This window comes from Nitratireductor kimnyeongensis (assembly GCF_019891395.1).
GTDB lineage: Bacteria > Pseudomonadota > Alphaproteobacteria > Rhizobiales > Rhizobiaceae > Nitratireductor > Nitratireductor kimnyeongensis.
Map to the genome: position 1 here is coordinate 2,395,349 of NZ_CP078143.1, position 16,271 is coordinate 2,411,619.

General features: G+C 59.6%; 16 protein-coding genes. 6 read left to right on the top strand and 10 right to left on the bottom strand.

What is annotated here, in order from left to right; translation table 11 throughout:
• Positions 1-13 precede the first annotated feature (13 nt).
• Positions 14-1,171, top strand: a complete 1,158-nt coding sequence (locus KW403_RS11385) for an osmoprotectant NAGGN system M42 family peptidase (protein WP_223019599.1) — start codon at positions 14-16, stop codon at positions 1,169-1,171.
• A 325-nt stretch (positions 1,172-1,496) separates the two neighbouring features.
• Positions 1,497-2,285 carry an ABC transporter substrate-binding protein gene (locus tag KW403_RS11390; RefSeq protein ID WP_223019600.1) on the top strand — a complete coding sequence of 263 codons (789 nt, stop codon included), beginning with the start codon at positions 1,497-1,499 and terminating at the stop codon, positions 2,283-2,285.
• A gap of 174 nt (positions 2,286-2,459) precedes the next feature.
• Here KW403_RS11390 and KW403_RS11395 read toward each other — a convergent pair whose 3' ends face one another.
• Complete coding sequence (locus tag KW403_RS11395; protein ID WP_223019601.1) at positions 2,460-3,917, bottom strand: aminotransferase class V-fold PLP-dependent enzyme; 1,458 nt, start codon at positions 3,915-3,917, stop codon at positions 2,460-2,462.
• A gap of 107 nt (positions 3,918-4,024) precedes the next feature.
• Here KW403_RS11395 and KW403_RS11400 point away from each other — a divergent pair, with 107 nt between their 5' ends.
• Positions 4,025-4,486 (top strand): Lrp/AsnC family transcriptional regulator, encoded by a 462-nt coding sequence (locus tag KW403_RS11400; RefSeq protein WP_223019602.1) that lies wholly within the window; start codon positions 4,025-4,027, stop codon positions 4,484-4,486.
• 16 nt (positions 4,487-4,502) lie between these two features.
• Positions 4,503-5,726 carry an MFS transporter gene (locus KW403_RS11405; protein WP_223019603.1) on the top strand — a complete coding sequence of 408 codons (1,224 nt, stop codon included), beginning with the start codon at positions 4,503-4,505 and terminating at the stop codon, positions 5,724-5,726.
• Here the strand turns inward: KW403_RS11405 and KW403_RS11410 are convergent, their stop codons facing one another.
• The 8 genes from KW403_RS11410 to KW403_RS11445 form a co-directional block, all read right to left on the bottom strand.
• Positions 5,727-6,077, bottom strand: coding sequence for a RidA family protein (locus KW403_RS11410; protein WP_223019604.1), 351 nt, complete (start codon positions 6,075-6,077; stop codon positions 5,727-5,729).
• Positions 6,078-6,088: 11 nt separating this feature from the next.
• On the bottom strand, positions 6,089-7,195 hold the full coding sequence (locus KW403_RS11415) for an NAD(P)/FAD-dependent oxidoreductase (RefSeq protein WP_223019605.1): 1,107 nt from the start codon (positions 7,193-7,195) through the stop codon (positions 6,089-6,091).
• 269 nt (positions 7,196-7,464) lie between these two features.
• Positions 7,465-8,703 carry a Gfo/Idh/MocA family protein gene (locus tag KW403_RS11420; protein ID WP_223019606.1) on the bottom strand — a complete coding sequence of 413 codons (1,239 nt, stop codon included), beginning with the start codon at positions 8,701-8,703 and terminating at the stop codon, positions 7,465-7,467.
• 14 nt (positions 8,704-8,717) lie between these two features.
• Complete coding sequence (locus KW403_RS11425; protein WP_223019607.1) at positions 8,718-9,737, bottom strand: LacI family DNA-binding transcriptional regulator; 1,020 nt, start codon at positions 9,735-9,737, stop codon at positions 8,718-8,720.
• On the bottom strand, positions 9,734-10,690 hold the full coding sequence (locus tag KW403_RS11430) for an ABC transporter permease (protein WP_223019608.1): 957 nt from the start codon (positions 10,688-10,690) through the stop codon (positions 9,734-9,736). Before KW403_RS11430 ends, KW403_RS11425 begins: the two co-directional genes overlap by 4 nt.
• Positions 10,687-11,676 (bottom strand): ABC transporter permease, encoded by a 990-nt coding sequence (locus KW403_RS11435; protein ID WP_223022535.1) that lies wholly within the window; start codon positions 11,674-11,676, stop codon positions 10,687-10,689. The genes KW403_RS11430 and KW403_RS11435 overlap by 4 nt, the downstream gene beginning before the upstream one ends.
• 2 nt (positions 11,677-11,678) lie before the next feature.
• Positions 11,679-13,181: a sugar ABC transporter ATP-binding protein gene (locus KW403_RS11440; protein WP_223019609.1), complete on the bottom strand. Its 1,503-nt coding sequence runs from the start codon at positions 13,179-13,181 to the stop codon at positions 11,679-11,681.
• 60 nt (positions 13,182-13,241) lie between these two features.
• A complete protein-coding gene (locus KW403_RS11445) occupies positions 13,242-14,264 on the bottom strand; it encodes an ABC transporter substrate-binding protein (protein ID WP_223019610.1) in 1,023 nt (340 codons plus the stop codon).
• Between the two features lie 369 nt (positions 14,265-14,633).
• On the opposite strand from KW403_RS11445, the gene KW403_RS11450 reads away from it, so the two are divergent.
• Complete coding sequence (locus tag KW403_RS11450) at positions 14,634-14,957, top strand: hypothetical protein (protein WP_246637757.1); 324 nt, start codon at positions 14,634-14,636, stop codon at positions 14,955-14,957.
• A 54-nt stretch (positions 14,958-15,011) separates the two neighbouring features.
• Here the strand turns inward: KW403_RS11450 and KW403_RS11455 are convergent, their stop codons facing one another.
• Entirely contained in the window at positions 15,012-15,230 is a 219-nt protein-coding gene (locus tag KW403_RS11455; protein ID WP_223019611.1) for a hypothetical protein, read from the bottom strand.
• Between the two features lie 560 nt (positions 15,231-15,790).
• Here KW403_RS11455 and KW403_RS11460 point away from each other — a divergent pair.
• Positions 15,791-16,270 (top strand): (2Fe-2S)-binding protein, encoded by a 480-nt coding sequence (locus KW403_RS11460; protein ID WP_223019613.1) that lies wholly within the window; start codon positions 15,791-15,793, stop codon positions 16,268-16,270.
• Position 16,271: the final 1 nt, after the last annotated feature.

Below are 16,271 nucleotides of genomic sequence, written 5' to 3' on the forward strand. Positions count from 1 at the left end.
TCAAGGGGTATGCATGTCGCGACTGAAGATCGACGTTTCCTATCTGGTCGAGCAACTCAAGGCGCTTCTGGCGATCGACAGTCCCACGGGGTACACCGACACGATCGTCCGGCATGTGACGACGGAACTTGAACGTCTCGGGCTCGAACCCGAGTTGACGCGCAGAGGCGCCATTCGAGCCGTTGTGCCCGGTGGTCGCCGAGAAGGCGCGCGCGCCATCATCACCCATCTCGATACGTTGGGCGCGCAGGTCAAGTATCTCAAGGATAATGGCCGTTTCGAGCTCATTCCCATCGGCCATTGGTCAGCGCGTTTTGCCGAGGGCGGCCGGGCGACGCTTTACACCGAAAAGGGAACCTACAGGGGCACCATTCTGCCGCTCAAGGCATCCGGCCATACGTTCAATGACGATGTGGATACCATGCCGATCGGCTGGGACTATGTGGAATTGCGGGTGGATGCCATGTGCTGGGACCGTGCCGACGCGCATAATCTGGGCATTGATGTCGGAGATTTCGTCGCCATCGATCCGCAGCCGGAATTTTTGGAAAACGGCTTCATCGTTTCACGGCATCTCGATGACAAGGCCGGCGTTGCCATCGCACTCGCAGCATTGGAATCGCTTCTCAGCAACGAGGTGACGTTGCCAGTCGACACGCACTGGCTGTTCACCATCGCCGAGGAAGTGGGGGTGGGCGCGGCCTCGATTGTCACGCCTGAAATCGCTTCGATGGTGACAATCGACAACGGAACCACAGCGCCAGGGCAAAACTCCACGGAATTCGGCGTCACCATCGCCATGGCCGATCAGGCGGGCCCGTTCGACTATCACCTGACCAAGAAGCTCGTCGAACTTTGCCGTGAGGAAGACATTCGGTATCAGAAGGATGTGTTCCGCTACTACCGTTCCGATTCGGCTTCCGCCATCGAGGCCGGCCACGACGTGCGCACGGCGCTGATCGCTTTCGGTATCGATGCGTCTCACGGCTATGAGCGCATCCATGTCCATGCCCTGCGTTCGGTCGCGGAGCTAGCCACCGCCTATGTGGCAAGCCCGATGGAAATCGAACGCGACGTGGAGGAGGTCTCCGATATCGAGGGCTTCACTGAACAGCCGACCAACGAGGCGGAAATGGCGAGACGCGCCAACAATCTGCCAAAGCAGGACTAGAGCATTTTGCAGTCAAGTATAATCACCTGACCTCCGTACAAATGCGGAACAACTGATAGATAGAGCGAAGCAGCGTTTCCAAGAAACGGTGAACGGCTTCAGCAGCTTATCATTTGTGCCACGTGAGAACCTGAAAGAAGGCGGCATTTTCTGGTCGCCTGTTTCCGCATTGGTTTTAGTGCGGGGAGAACCTTGGTCTCGCAGGAACGCGATTTTTTGAGCTTCAAATATCCATTGATCTGCGGCAAGATAAGTGATCATGTGATCAAACAATATCCGAGCCTCGCAGGGAACAGGGGCCGGTGAGAATGGGAGAAGATCGATCATGAAGATCCGCGCATTTGCTCTGTCCATCGCGCTCGCAGCGGCCACACTCGTGCCGGCGGCGTTCGCAGAAACCATCACGGTCGGCGCGTATCCGGCCAACCCTCCATGGGAGTACAAGACCGAGACCGGAGACTTCGAAGGGTTTGAAGTGGACGTCGCCCGCGAAGTTGCGAAGCGGCTGGGTATGGAGATTGCGTTCCAGGATCTGGGTTTTCAGGCGCTGTTTGCAGCCACCAGTTCAGGACGGATAGACTTTGCCATATCGTCGATTTCCATCACCAATGAACGGCTGCAGAACCAGTCTTTCACCCAGCCCTATTACGACAGCGACGGCACCATTGTGGGTCGCGAGGATTCCAAGGTCGCGACGCTCGAGGAGCTTGACGGGAAGACGATCGGCGTCGTTGCTGCCACAACGGGTGAAGCTTGGGCCAAAGAGAATGCGGAGGAATATGGCATTGCTGATATCCGCTCCTATTCGGCGCAGCAGGATCTTCTGCTTGATGTTCGCGCGGGTCGCCTCGAAGGCGGAGCAGGTGAAATCGCTGGCTTTCAGTATGCGATGACGCAGGTTCCGGGCCTCAAGATTCTTGTGCGCATCCCGACCGGTGAACGCTTCGCGATGATGACCCGCAAGGATCATCCCCTTCTGGAAGAGGCAAACGAGGCAATCTCGGCCATGAAGGAGGACGGCACGATGGCAGCCATCCACAAGACCTGGTTCGGCGTTGATCCTGATGAAGGAACGAGCACGGTCAAGGCAATGTCTATTCCAAAACCGGAGTGAGCCCAGAAGCATCCGAAACATCGACGGCGTCCTTTGGAAGGACGCCGTTTTCATGAGGAGCACATGCGATTGAACAACTGCACATGTGTGGCTTCCGGCACCTCCGTCATTCGATTGGCATCCATCTAGTCATCCCCCCGGCCCCGGGGGCAGGCCGTTCGCGAGCGGTCAGGGTCAACCCGCCAGCGCGAGGCCCTTGTGGCGGAACCGCGCAGTGCTCGCGTCGAAATCATAGGCGCTTGCATGGCGTTCTGCCTCGCGCGCCAGCCGGTCGACCGTGTGGATCACAAAGTCAGCCTTCTCGTCCGTCATCAAGTAGCTAAGGTTCAGCCGAACCCAGCCCGGCTTCTCCATCTCCCGCCCGTCTCGAATGCTCTGCAGAAGCGCAGCCGAGAGTTCTTGATCGATTCCAAGCAGGTGATGCGCATAGGGGCCGGCGCAGGCACAGCCGCCGCGCGCCTGAATGCCGTGAAGATCGCTCAGCATCCGCGTGAAAAGCTGGTGGTGCAACGTCTCTCCTTCAGGACAAAGAATGCGGAACGAGAAGATTGGCAGCCGTGGGGCAGTCGGGTTTCCCAGAAGTTGGAGGCAGGGGTTTTGCGACCAGACGCCAAGCGCCCGCGTTCGCAGCTCCTCGTGCCGGCGATCGATGAAATCCTGGCCAAGTGCTTCCTTCACCAAAAGGACGAGAGCGGCGCGGATGTCGCCCACGACGTTGGGGGTGCCGGCCTCCTCGCGCGCTGAAAGCGAGCGGGAGTAATCATGCGCCCATGGTGACACGAAGGTCACCGAACCGCCGCCGGGCATAGTCGGCTGTGCGGTACGCGCAATGGCGTTGCGCAGGATCAGAAGGCCCGATGCGCCGGGCCCGCCGGGGAATTTGTGTGGGGAAAGCACCACGGCATCCTTGGCGCAATCGGTGCCGGGCTTCATGTCGATTTCGAGATAGGGCGCGCCGCCTGCATAATCCCAGATGGCGAGCGCATCATGGGCTTTGAGAAGCCGCGTCACCGAATCCGTATCAGTCATTATGCCGGTGACATTCGAGGCTGCTGAAAATGTGCCCACCTTCAATGCGGCATCGGCATTGGCTTCAAGCGCAGCCTTGAGGGCATCCATGTCCGGACCGCCACAGGCGGTCTCGGGAATGGCGATGATCGTTGCACCGCTCTCGCGCCAGGGCAGAATGTTGGAGTGATGCTCATAGGGACCGGTGAACACCACCGCTCCGCCGCCTGCGGCAACGGTCTCTGCAATCTGCAGAAGGCGCACGAGCCGGTTGATGCCGGATGTGGCGCCCGATCCGGAAAAGACTACGCTCGTCTCGTCATCCGCCCTGACGATGCGGTGTATCTCGGCACGCGCCGCCTCGCGCAGACGCGTCGAAAATGATCCACAAAAGGACGCTTCGGTGTGGCTGTTGGCGTAAAAGGGCAGCACTTCATCGCGGACGAAATCCTCCATCTGCGCAAGTGCGCGGCCGGAGGCCACATAATCCGCGTAGACAAGTGGTTTTGGCCCGCAAGGGCCGTCGACCACCGCGTTCTCGCCGATCAGACCAGATTGCAGATACTTGGCAATGTCCGTGCGTTTGAGGCTTTCCTTGAAGACGTTCAGAACATCACGTGCCATGGTTCGGTCCATCAGTTTCGTCAGAACGAAAGGATCGCACAGTGATCATCTATCATTTTCACATAAAATGATGGATAAATCGACAAAAAGGGGTCATATGATCGGTTATGGTCGAAAAAATAGATCAGTTTGACAGGCGCATACTGCGCGCGCTCCAGCGCGACGCATCTCTCTCGCAAAGGGACCTCGCGGAAAAGGTGGGCTTGTCTCAGAATGCATGTTGGCGGCGTCTAAAATCGCTCGAGGAGCGCGGCGTCATCCGTGGCCGCACGCTTCAGGTGGACCGCAACAAGTTGGGGCTGGGGCTGGTCGTTTTCGTTATGGTCAAGACACGCCATCATTCCACGGCATGGCTGCAGACTTTCCGCCAGCATGTTTCCAGCATTCCCGAAATCGTCGACTTCTTCCGCATCGGTGGCGATTATGATTACATGCTCCGCATTGTGACGACGGATATGGAAAGCTACGATTCCGTCTATCAGCGTCTGATTCAGAAAGTGGAACTCGAATCCGTCACATCCTATTTTGCCATGGAGGCCATCGAAGAGCGACGCCCCCTGCCCATATGACCCTTCAGGCCTGTTGATGAAAACACGTTCCATCTCGTTAGAGCGCATTGCGCTCTACGCGTCTCTCACATCTCTCACCGCGCTCAGCATCGATGCCGTCCTGCCAGCCCTGCGGATCATCGAGGTGGAGCTGCGTGTGGAGCCGCCTCTTTCCACACAGCACATCGTGTCGCTTTTCATCTTCGGCATGGTGTTCGGCGAGTTGTTTCTTGGCCCGATCTCCGATGCCATCGGCCGCAAGAAGGCTCTCGTTCTGGGGCTTGGTCTTTTTATGGCGGGCACATTGGTGGCGATGTTTGCGACGAGCGTCGGCGTGATCGTGGCCGGCCGGATCCTTCAGGGCATCGGCGTGGCAGGACCGAAGATCGCCACGCGCGCCCTCATCCGCGACCAGTTCGAAGGCGAGGCCATGGCCCGCATCGTGTCTTTCATGTTCGTGCTGTTCATTCTCGTACCGATGCTCGCTCCGGCTATGGGACAGTTAGTTCTAGCCATTGCGGGCTGGCGGGCCATATTTGTGGTCTATCTGGCCCTGTCGGTGCTTCTGTGCATTTGGCTGATCGCGCGACAGCCTGAAACGCTTCCGCCGCAGACTCGTATCCGCTTCCATCCGGTGACGCTTCTACAGAATGGCGCGCGCATCCTGCGCAGCCGGCGCGTGACTTTACTGATCATAGCGACCGGCCTCGTCTTCGGTGCGCATCTTCAATATCTAAGCACGGCGGCCGACATCTTTTTCGATGTCTATGGCGTTTCCACCCTGTTTCCCGCTTATTTTGCAGCTTTTGCCGCAGGCATCGGTCTCGCCTCCATCGTCAACGCCCAAATCGTGCGCCGGTTTGGCATGCAGTCGATGTCCGAGGGGGCATTGCTCGGCCTCGTCATTCTGGGGTTAAGCCTATTGTCCCTGTCACTTGTCTATCAGGGCCGACCGCCTTTTCTGGCCTTCATGGGGATGGGCTTTTTGGTATTCTTCTGCATAGGCATCCTGTTTGGCAATCTCAATGCCATGGCGATGCAGTCTCTGGGACAGTTGGCGGGACTCGGCGCTTCGCTTATTGCGTCCGGGTCGAGCCTCGTTGCTGTGGTCTTTGCGGTCAGCTTCGGCGCGTTCTATAATCAGACGACAATACCGCTCGCATCCGGCTTTCTGACCACTGGTCTGCTTGGCTTTGTTCTCGTCCGGCTCGCCTCGGGGGCGAGCCAGGAGCCGGTGGTACCGGTCAAGCACAGGGCGTGATCAGACGGCGGCCGCCACGACAATGATCTCGACCGTGTAATCGGGTGTGGCCAGCGCGGACTCGCCGCAGGCACGGGCTGGTGCATGTCCTGGCGCGACCCAGGCGTCCCAGACTTCGTTCATCTCGGCGAAATGCTTCATGTCGGCGAGCCAGATGGTCGCCTGCAGGATGCGGGTCTTGTCAGAACCGTTCTGCTCCAGTAGCGCATCGATCTTCTTGAGAATGTCTTTGGTTTGCGTGGTCACACTCTCACCCGGCGTTCCCACCTGACCGGCCAGATAGATCGTGCCATTGTGGATGACGGCCTGGCTCATGCGGGCGCCGGTGGCGACGCGTTTGATTTCGGACATGAATTTTCCTTTCAGGACTTGATCAGTCGGTTCGGTGCAAGGGCCTGCACCACGGTGTCGGGAAGGGTGGATGTCCGCCCCGCACAAAGATCGGCGGCCAAAGCCGAGAGCGCGGGCGAGGTCTGCACGCCATAGCCTCCCTGACCGGCGAGCCAAAAGAAACCTTCCGCATCCGGTGCGAAGCCGACGGCGGGCGTGCGGTCGGGGAAGAAGCTACGCAGCCCCGCCCAGCTCCGCTCGATGCGTGTGACAGGCACGGTCACGGCCTGCTCGAAACGATGCAGCCCTTCCGCGAGCACCATGTCGTCGGGCCAGGCATCGAAGGGCTCGGTCGGGTCTTCGTCTGCCGGCGAGACCATCAGCTTTCCCGCATCCGGTTTGCAATACCAGCCTTCGCCTGCACAGGCAAAAAGCGGCCAGCCTGTCACGTCATGCCCCTCCGGAGCAGGCAGGATCACGGCCGAGCGGCGCATGGGCGTCAACCCCAGCGGCTGCACGCTGGCAAGTTTTGCGATCTCATCGGCCCAGGCTCCGCCGGCGTTCACGACCACCGGCGCGGAGAAGGAGCCTTGGGGCGTCTGTAGCGTCCACGTCCCGTTGGTGCGCGAAATGGCGGTTACAGGCGCCTTGTTGACGATGCTCCCGCCGCGTTGTCGGAGCATTTTGGCAAAGCCCTGCAAAAGACGGTCGACATCGATGTCCTGTGCGCCCGGTTCGACCGCGGCTGCGGCGATGCTGTCACGCTTTAATATCGGAACACGGGCAACCGCTTGATCGGCGCTGAGACGTTCCATGCCGGTTGCACCTTCCAGAATCGCCTCTAGATCCTCCAGATGTTCCTCGAGCGCGACGTATAGAAGGCCACGCGGTGTGAGCAGACTGTTGTCGGAGATACCTTTCGGCTGCATGAAAAGGGGTTCGGACGCAGCGTTGAGTGCACGCAGGGTGGCATTGCCATAGTTCCGGATGAATATCGCGGCCGAACGGCCCGTCGAATGGTAGCCAATGGCATCCTCCGCCTCCAGAACGGTGATGCGGGCATCCGCAGCCATGCGCGCTCCCGCGCTGATGCCGGCGATCCCGCCGCCGATGATAATGATGTCGGATGTCTGACTCATCTTCCCCTCACGCGGTTCCATCGTCCGACGCGGCTCCCTGTTCTCATGCAGGGCAGACCGGTCGTTCGAGCACTCTCGTCTACGGTGACCCGATACCCGGCTCATGGATACGGGCGATCTGTGTTCGACCACAGATACCGATCGCGGGGGGAAAGCAATAGGCTCAACGCCTGGGTGGCGTTATGGCACCGACCGCCAGACAGGAGAAACTTTGGAGAGCGCGGCCGGCCGAAAGCGCGCGCTCCAGCCGGCAATGCTCGGATTTTGACCTATCGGCGTGCGACCACCGGGATATAGTTCTCCAGGTCGGTATTGGGGAAATGCACCGTGTTTCCGGTTTCCGAGGAGAGGTAGAGGCCCATCAGTATTTCCATGACCGCGACACCGTCGGCAAAGGTCTCAATAGGTTCTTCGCCCTTGCGGAAACACTCGACCATGTGCCGGTTTTCATCCGTGTAGCCATAAACGCCGGCTTCGTCTTCCAGCACCGGCATCAGGCCCTGCTCGGCGTTCTGCTTCTCAACCAGATCCTCGCCTTCTTCGCCGGTCACCTCACGCGACATGAAGATCTTGAGACCGGTTCCGAGCGAGTTGAACTCCATGGCATATTCCGGCCCAAGCAGTTCAAGCTGGATGCGCAGTCCCGCTCCGACATAAGCCCAAGAGGTGCTGGCCTCGATCATGAGCTGGTTGCCGTCCTCGTCTTCCAGCATAACGTTGCCGCGTGCGAAATCTTCCGAGGGTCGGTTTGCGTAATCTACTTCAGGTCCGAACCGCTTCTTGAGATCTTCCACATAGCGTGGCCTGGTCCATTTCAGATTAGCCACGTTGCCTTGCACGGCCTTAAGTTTCAACGAATCGCGCTTCTTGCCCGGCTCGGTCAGGAGATGGCGCGCCACTTCCACGCTGTGGCACATCATGTCGAGCAGCACGCCGCCGCCCTGCTTGTCTCCCTGCCAGAACCAGGGCTCATGCGGGCCGGAATGCTCTTCCGCCGCGCGCGCCAGATAAGGCCGGCCGGTGGTCGAGGCAGCACGCCGCCAGATGATCTCCTTGCCGCGCAGCACCGGTGTGGCGAAGACCTGATTCTCGAGATAACCATGGTTTAGCTTGGCGGCTTCGGCAAGTCTCAGCATTTCACGTGCGTCGGCCACCGTCCGTGCCAGCGGCTTCTCGCAGGCCACGGCAAAAACCTTGCTGCGGCCGGCCACCACCTCGTCATGAATAGTGCGCATCGTATCCACGCGCGTGTCATTGGGCGAGAGGATCCAGATTGCGTCCACATCGTCTGCCTGCACCATCGACACAAGGCTTTCGTGGCTCTTGCATTCGCCAAGCCCCAGTTCGGCCACCAGCTTGACGATGCGATCGCGGTTCTCTGCCTTGCGGCTGTAGACGGCGGTCACGTCCACATGGCGCACGGCCACCATAGAGCGCAGATGAAATTCGGCGATGAAGCCCGTGCCGACAAGGCCGATACGCAGGCGTTTTCTGGGCTGTACGGACATGATTGGTTCCCCTTTCAAGCTGATTTGGGTGGTGCGGTAGTGCCACGTACGCGCAGCGTTGCGGGCAGAACTACCGGTTTTGTGGACACATTCGCCCCGGAAAGTATCTTGAGAAGAATGCTCATCGCCTGCCGCCCGATGTCTATGCGCGGCTGGCTGACAGTGGTGAGTGGTGGATAGAACGCTTCGCTGAGATAAAGATCGTCGAACCCGACAACAGAAACGTCGCCGGGGACATCGCGCCCGGCTTCACGCAAGTGATGAATGGCGCCGAAAGCCATTTCGTCATTGGCGACAAAGATGGCCGTGGGCGGTTCGGGAAGCGCAAACAGGGCCTCGCAGGCGCGCGCGCCGCCATGCAAAAGATAATCACCGCGCTGTTCATAGCCCTCAGGGATGGCAAGACCCGCATTGCTCATGGCACGGCGGAAACCCTCTTGGCGGCGAAAGCTCATCACCTCCGGTACCGGGCCGGATATATGGGCAATGCGCCGATGGCCGAGCCCGATCAGGTGTTCCACCGCCTCGCAGGCCGCCGCGACATTGTCGATCTGTACATGGGGAAAGCTGGATCTCTCAATCGTTTCCAACGCCACCACAATGGGAGCGTTGGGAGGCAATCTGTTGCGCGGACCATCCTCTTCGGGCAATTTCCCCGTCATCAGGATCATGCCGTCAGCATGCCCATCCCGAAGCATGTCGAAATATTCGATCTCGCGTTCGGGGTCGTTTTCGGTGTTGCCCATCAGCACGGAATAGCCCGCTGCACGTGCAGTCGCTTCCACGCTCTTCAAGATGTCGAGGTAGAACGGGTTGCCCACATCGCGCACCACCATCAGCACCGCCATGGAGCGGGCGGTGCGCAGGCTGCGGGCGCTGGCATTGGGACGATAGTTCAGTGCATCTGCCGTCTTGCGCACACGTTCTCGGGTCTCATTCGTCACCAGATCGCTGCCGCTCAGGGCGCGTGACACCGTGGCGGCCGAAACGCCCAGCACTTCCGCGATGTCCTTGATCTTGGGACGGCCGTTCATGCGCGCAGCCCCCGCCCGCGGCCATAGAACAGCATGAGCACCAGAAGTGTGACGCCAAACACCATTTGCCGGCCAGATTCATCGATGTTGATCGTGGTCAGGATGCTTTGCAGCACAACCAGAAGAACCGCACCCGCCATCGTGCCTGTATAGCCGCCTCTGCCTCCGGAGAGCGGGGTGCCGCCGAAGACCACGGCGATGATCGATGGCAACATGTATTGCTCCCCGACATTGGCAAAGGAGGAGCCCGAATAGCCAAGCAGGCAAAGCCCGGCGATGGCGGCGAACACGCCCGAAAGCATGAAGAGCGCAATGCGGATGCGTCGTACCGGAACGCCCGCCATGAAGGCAGCCTGTTCGTTGGAGCCGATCGCATAGATGCGGTGGCCGAACACGGTGCGGTGTAAGATGAAGGCCATCAGCAGGCCAACCCCGATCCACAGCCAGATGATGCCGGGCAGACCAAGAAGAAAGGGTTTTGTCACGAATTCCGAAAGGGCAGGGGCCGCACGCCCCGAAGGGATGCCTTGCCGGATCACCACGAGCAAGCCTTGCAATACGCCCAACATGCCGAGCGTCATCACCAGCGGCGGAATGCGCAGCAGCGTGACACCGAGTCCATTGAACAGGCCGAAGAGCGCACCGGTAGCCACACAGGCAAGAATAGCGAGCGGGATGCCGCCATCCATGCCATTCATCACATTGCCGGCCACGATGGCCGATAGCGAAACCACGCCGCCGACCGAAAGGTCGATGCCTTCGCGCCCGCCCAGAATGACAAGGTTCTGCCCTGCCGCCACAATGCCGAGAAGGGCAGCGACGATAAGCAATCGCAGGATCTGCCCACCCGAGGCGAAGCCCGGCGAAAGCGTGTTGCCGAGGAAGAGGAGCGCTGCAATCAGCACCAGCGCGATGAGAAGCGGGTTCTTCGCGATTTCGATGGCCCGGTTCATGCGCGCCCCCTGCGGCTGACGAGCACGCCCACCATCAGTGCTGCGAGAATGGCAAGGCCCTGTACGAAATTCTGCCAGTGCGATGGCGTGCCGGCGAAGAAGACCAACGAGTTGATGAGCCCGATGATCAGCGCCGCGATAACGGAACCCGCAACCGTGCCGAAACCGCCCGAAAGGGCGCTTCCGCCCAGCACCACGGCCGCCACGCTGAAGAGCGTCATTTTCGCGCCGACGAGCGGGTCGCCGCTTGCCGTGTCACCGGTGATGCAGAAGGCGGCAAGCGCTGCAAACACGCCGCAAAGCACATAACCTCCAATGCGAATTGTGGTGACGGGAAGCCCGCTCTGGAACGCCGCCTGCTGCCCGTCGCCCACCGCCAGAAGCTGGGTTGCAAGCCGGGTGCGGGCAAACAGATAAAGCAGGAAGGCAAGCGCCACAGCCGCATAGAAGACGAACGGAATACCGAAAAATGTCCCGCCATAGGTGCGCCAGAAAACGGTGGGCGCAGGCATGCCTGCCACCGGGAGAATGACGAGCGCTAGCCCGGTGAAAAAGATGCTGGTGGCGAAGGTAGCGACGATGGCCTGCAGCCTGAGTGCAGCCACCACGAACCCGTTGACCAGCCCGCAGGCAAGCCCCACGAGAACGCCCACGCCAAGCGCGGCTAGCACCGAGAGCCCGCCACCGCCCCAATTTTGCATCAACACGATGATCGTCACATTGACCAGCGAGGCGATGGCGCCGACCGAGAGGTCGATTTCTGCCGCATAGACCACATAGGTCTGCGCCACGGCTAGAAGCATCAGCGCCATATAGGTGCGCACGAGGCCAGTCAGCGAGCGGAAGCTCAGGCTGTTGGGTTCAAAAATGCCGTTCAGAACCAGAAGCACGACGAGAATGAACAGGGCCGGGAGAAAGGGAAACCGCCCGAGCAGCGTTCGAAAGCCCTGATTTTCCTGTCTGGTGGAGGTGGAAACACTGGTCATCGTCATGCCGCCTCGTAGGCTGCGTGGTAGAGATTGTAGCGGGTGCGCTCTGCGCCGCTCAGCTCGCGGCTCACCGCACCGCCGTTGAAGACCAAAATCCGGTCGGCATTGTTCAGAAGCTCAGCGTCTTCGGATGAATAAAGCAGGATTGCGAGCCCTTCTTTGGCGAGCTTGCGGATCAGCGTGAAAAGGTCCGCCTTGGCCGAGAGGTCGATGCCCTTGGTCGGGTCGTCGAGAAGCAAAATATCCGGCTTGTCGATCAGCCAGCGGGCGATCACGATCTTCTGCTGGTTGCCGCCCGAGAGCGAGCCTATGGAGTGGGAGAGCCCTGCAAATTTGGTGTTCAGCGCCTTGAGCGCCGGCAACGCCTTTTCCGAAAGCCTGGTCGGTCTTGCCAGAACGAGTCCGTCTCGCAACGCATGGATGGGGGTGACATTCTCAAGGATGGGGCGTCCGCTGATAACGCCGTCGCGTCCCCGGTCGCCGGAAACATAGGCGATACCCTGTGCAATGGCTGCGCGCGGATTTTCTGTCCGAAGCGGCTGCCCGCTGAGTTCTATCTGCCCTGCAAGCGCCGGCGGCGCGCCGAAGAGAGCCTTGAGCAATGCCGATTGCCCCTGCCCATGCAGCCCGCCGAGCCCGAGAATTTCACCGCGCCGCACCGCAAAATTCACATCACGGAAGCCAACGCCTGTGAGGCTTTCCACCGTCAACGCGATCTCGTGGGAGGCCTCTTGCGATGGCGGTGCGGCCTGTGGTGCTGCCAGCGTTTCCTGCTTGCCCACCATCATGTGTATGACCGCTTCAGGACTTGTGTCTGCGATGGCTTCTGTGCCCACCGTTTCCCCATCGCGGATCACCGTCACCCGGTCCCCGATTGCAAAAATCTCATCCATGCGGTGCGAGATGAAAACGATGCTGCGCCCCTCTTCCTTGAGGTCGCGCAAAATCTCGAAGAAGCGATCCACCTGCGCCCGGTCGAGCGCGGAGGTGGGTTCGTCGAAGATCAGGATCGACGCTTCGGTCGCCAGCGCCTTCATGATCTCGACCAGTTGTCGCTGATCTGCCCGCAGGTCGCCGACAATAGCCGCTGTGTTGAGTTCGGCCCCTGCCACACTTTCAAACAGCGCGATGTAGCGGCTGGCTTTTTCAGCTAGTGCTTCACGGTCGACGAAAAATCCGTTCTTTCTCGGCAGGTCGGGCAGGCAAATGTTTTCAGCCACGCTGCGATGATCGGCGAGGCTCAGTTCCTGGTAGAAAATGCCGATGCCCAGCGCCTGCGCTGCACGCGGCCCGCTCACTGTCACCGCGCGCCCGTCCAGCAGTACCTCGCCCGCATCGGGCCGCACGCTGCCGGCAACGATCTTGCAAAGTGTGCTCTTGCCGGAACCATTGGCACCGATCAGCACATGGACTTCGCCAGTGTCGAGTTCGAGGTCGCCGCGGCGTAGCGCCAGCGTGGCGCCGTAAGCCTTGCTTACACCGCTGAGCTTCAGCTTGGTCATGACTTCTTTCCGAAGAGAGCGCCGCGCCAAGCAATGCCGGCGCGGCATTCAGGGTACGGGTTACTTGAACAGCGCTTCCGCATCCTCGATGGAAAGTGAGCTCGTGTAGGAATAGTAACCCGGCTTGCCTTCAACCGAGGCTGCCACTTCTTCCAGGTTTTCCGAGCTGATGAAGGGAATCGGCAGATACATGGCGTTGTTGTACTGCCCGGCCGTGGCCGGCTCCTTCAATTCCCGCCCCTGCAGCATGAGCACGGCAACGTTGAGCGCGCTTGCCATCACGCCGGGCGGGTTCACCGAGGCGCCGGAGTTGAGGTCGTTCTCGGTCCATATATCAATGAAGTCCTTGCGGATCTCGCCGGTCGCAGCGATGTCGCCAGCCTTGTCGGCATCCATGATTGAGCGCCATGCGCCGGCGGCCATGCCGTCCTGCACCCAAACGCCGTCTATATCGGGATAGGTGGCGAGCAGGTTCTGCATGGCCTGCTGGCCCTGCGCTTGATCCCAGTTGGCGTTCACTTCATTGACGATCTCGATGCCGTCATGCTCCCCGAACACTTCGCGGTAGCCAGCAACGCGCATCTCGTTTGCGGGGTGGCCGGCGACGCCGTTGATGGCGACCACCTTGCCTTTGCCTTCCAGCGTCTCGGCCAGCCATTTGGCGCTTTCCATGGCCCAACCTTTCTGGTCGAGACCCACATAGATGGCATCGGGCGAAGACACCTCCGCATCCGTGGCGATGACCAGAATGCCGGCTTCCTTGGCCTGTGCGAAGACCGGGTCAAAGGCTGTGGGGCTGTTGGGGTTAATGATGATCGCATCCACGCCCTGGCTAATGAAATTGCGCACATGGGCAATCTGGCCGGGCACGTCAACATTTGCGCTCTGGGCGACCACTTCGACATTCACGCCTTTGTCTTTCCAGGCCGCTGCTGCCTGTTCGGCTTCCTCAATCATCTGCGTGCGCCATTCGCTGCCCACCCAGCCGTTTGACAGGCCGATCTTGAAATCTTCAGCCATGGCCGAAAGGGCGGTGCCTGCAAGGGCAGCGGCGGCCACGGCGACAGTTGCCAGACGTTTCATGAATTCCTCCCTGATGACGTGCACCGGCGGCGCAGGGAGTTGTTGCCCGTTGCCGATCGTGCGGTTCCTTCCCGTTGACGTGTCCTTTACTGGTGACCTGTCACGTCAATGAAATCGATTGTATGACAAATGTAATCGATTTCAACAGGATTTTTTATCGCGCGGAAAGCATTGTTTTGCTTTGCAAAATGAAAGCCGGCCATGGTTGGGAGACGAGAGCTTTCTGGCGCGCCGGGTTTGTATCACCGTGAAGCAAACTGTGCGCTCGGCATTGTTGCTCGGCTTACTTTCAGTCGTCTAGTTTCCGCCTTCTCCCTGTGATTCTGTGCCAGCTGTGATTCTTTGACTTGCAATTCGAGTAGCGTAAACGTGTCTGAAAATGTGTCGCTGGAAGTGGTCCAGCTTGAGCTCCTGCTCAGCCTCTGCGATGTGATCGCTCAAGGGTTTGAGACGGCCCTTCTGTCGGTGCTGGATCAGGTTGACGGTCAAATTCTGTTCAATCGCCGGCTGGAAGGGGATCCGCAGTTTCAAAGGGTCGCTGCAGTCATGGTGGGACCGGATGCCGATGTGGCGCTTGTGTTTCTTGATCGATCGGGAACCACCATGCAGGTGGAAAATGTGGGCGAAAGCACGCGAACCATAGCGCGTGAAGCCGTCAAGGCGCGCTGCCGGGCGATCGGTGCGAGCGGTTGATCGAAAAACCACCTGGGAAAGCCGTTTAGGGGCTCCATCTGGGGGCCCTTGTGACTACCCGTGACGCGACGACTTGCCCTCCTGCTTACGATGCATCGTCGGAAACGGTATCACCGTGCAAGTGGATGTGCGTGCGGAATACTCGGCCTTGAGGGCAGCATCCATTAACAGTCCCACTGCTTCGCGCAATTGCTGAGTCGCCGGATCCGAGCCGGTAAGGGCGGCCTGGATTTTCTCCAGATGCTCGTGAACGGACGCGAAATCTGTCTGCATAACGTACCTTTTCTGTGCCCCGCAATGATCCGACCATGCGCAGAAATTCGTAACCGGCAAACAAACTATATCGAGCAGATTTTAACGACCGCGTCAGTCGTACCCGTCAGTTCAACTCGTGGAGCGCCTGAGCTCGTTCCGATGGAGACGCTGGTGCCGAAAGGTTCCTGATCTTCCATTCTTCTTGACCTATACCTGAATAGGCCTTGGCTTTCATAGAAAACACCGCTTAAATGATCGTCGAGAGTGAACAGGAAAATGCTTTCGGCCATGCTCATGGTCGCAGGCTGGCGCGGGAGGCGTCGCTTGGCGAAGACAATTCCTTTCATCCGTATGTTTGTTGCGCACCGTGTGCGCGTGTGGCGTTTGCTGCGCCGCACTCCATGTTCCGTTTTACTGTTTCCATCACTTTTTCTCGCATGGCTCCGGCGCTTGCCGCATCCACGCGCTGAGCCAATGTCCGGCAGTATCTTCAATACAGGTGAGATATCAGGACAGATCGTAACCTAGGACGCTGCTCCGCCTTCCGCGGAAATGAGCCCAAGGCAAGGGAGGAATATATGGGTGAAATCTCGATGACCGTGAACGGCAGGGCGGCAAACGCTTCTGTGCCGGACAATACGCTATTGGTGGATTTTCTACGTGAGCATCTTCGCCTGACCGGCACGCATGTGGGGTGTGACACCAGTCAGTGCGGGGCCTGCGTCGTTCATGTCAACGGACGAGCGGTCAAGAGCTGTACAATGCTCGCCGCTTCTGCCGAAGGGGCGGATGTCACGACCATCGAAGGGCTGGCCAATGGCGAGCTTCATCCCATGCAGGCGGCATTCAAAGAAAACCACGGTCTGCAGTGCGGCTTCTGTACGCCGGGCATGATCATGTCGGCCACAGATATGGTGGCCAGGTACCGGGCGGCGGGGAAGGAGCTCACCGAAGAGGCGATCCGCCACGAGCTGGAAGGCAATATCTGCCGCTGCACTGGTTATCACAACATTGTCCGGGCCATTCAGGATGGCGCGGCCAAGATGGCTTCAAGCTGAG

Bases quoted from the DNA above. Each gene is read 5' to 3' on its own strand.
- KW403_RS11385 (WP_223019599.1), top strand. From the start codon at position 14: ATGTCGCGACTGAAGATCGACGTTTCCTATCTGGTCGAGCAACTCAAG.
- KW403_RS11390 (WP_223019600.1), top strand. From the start codon at position 1,497: ATGAAGATCCGCGCATTTGCTCTGTCCATCGCGCTCGCAGCGGCCACA.
- KW403_RS11395 (WP_223019601.1), bottom strand. From the start codon at position 3,917: ATGGCACGTGATGTTCTGAACGTCTTCAAGGAAAGCCTCAAACGCACG.
- KW403_RS11400 (WP_223019602.1), top strand. From the start codon at position 4,025: ATGGTCGAAAAAATAGATCAGTTTGACAGGCGCATACTGCGCGCGCTC.
- KW403_RS11405 (WP_223019603.1), top strand. From the start codon at position 4,503: ATGAAAACACGTTCCATCTCGTTAGAGCGCATTGCGCTCTACGCGTCT.
- KW403_RS11410 (WP_223019604.1), bottom strand. From the start codon at position 6,077: ATGTCCGAAATCAAACGCGTCGCCACCGGCGCCCGCATGAGCCAGGCC.
- KW403_RS11415 (WP_223019605.1), bottom strand. From the start codon at position 7,195: ATGAGTCAGACATCCGACATCATTATCATCGGCGGCGGGATCGCCGGC.
- KW403_RS11420 (WP_223019606.1), bottom strand. From the start codon at position 8,703: ATGTCCGTACAGCCCAGAAAACGCCTGCGTATCGGCCTTGTCGGCACG.
- KW403_RS11425 (WP_223019607.1), bottom strand. From the start codon at position 9,737: ATGAACGGCCGTCCCAAGATCAAGGACATCGCGGAAGTGCTGGGCGTT.
- KW403_RS11430 (WP_223019608.1), bottom strand. From the start codon at position 10,690: ATGAACCGGGCCATCGAAATCGCGAAGAACCCGCTTCTCATCGCGCTG.
- KW403_RS11435 (WP_223022535.1), bottom strand. From the start codon at position 11,676: ATGACCAGTGTTTCCACCTCCACCAGACAGGAAAATCAGGGCTTTCGA.
- KW403_RS11440 (WP_223019609.1), bottom strand. From the start codon at position 13,181: ATGACCAAGCTGAAGCTCAGCGGTGTAAGCAAGGCTTACGGCGCCACG.
- KW403_RS11445 (WP_223019610.1), bottom strand. From the start codon at position 14,264: ATGAAACGTCTGGCAACTGTCGCCGTGGCCGCCGCTGCCCTTGCAGGC.
- KW403_RS11455 (WP_223019611.1), bottom strand. From the start codon at position 15,230: ATGCAGACAGATTTCGCGTCCGTTCACGAGCATCTGGAGAAAATCCAG.
- KW403_RS11460 (WP_223019613.1), top strand. From the start codon at position 15,791: ATGGGTGAAATCTCGATGACCGTGAACGGCAGGGCGGCAAACGCTTCT.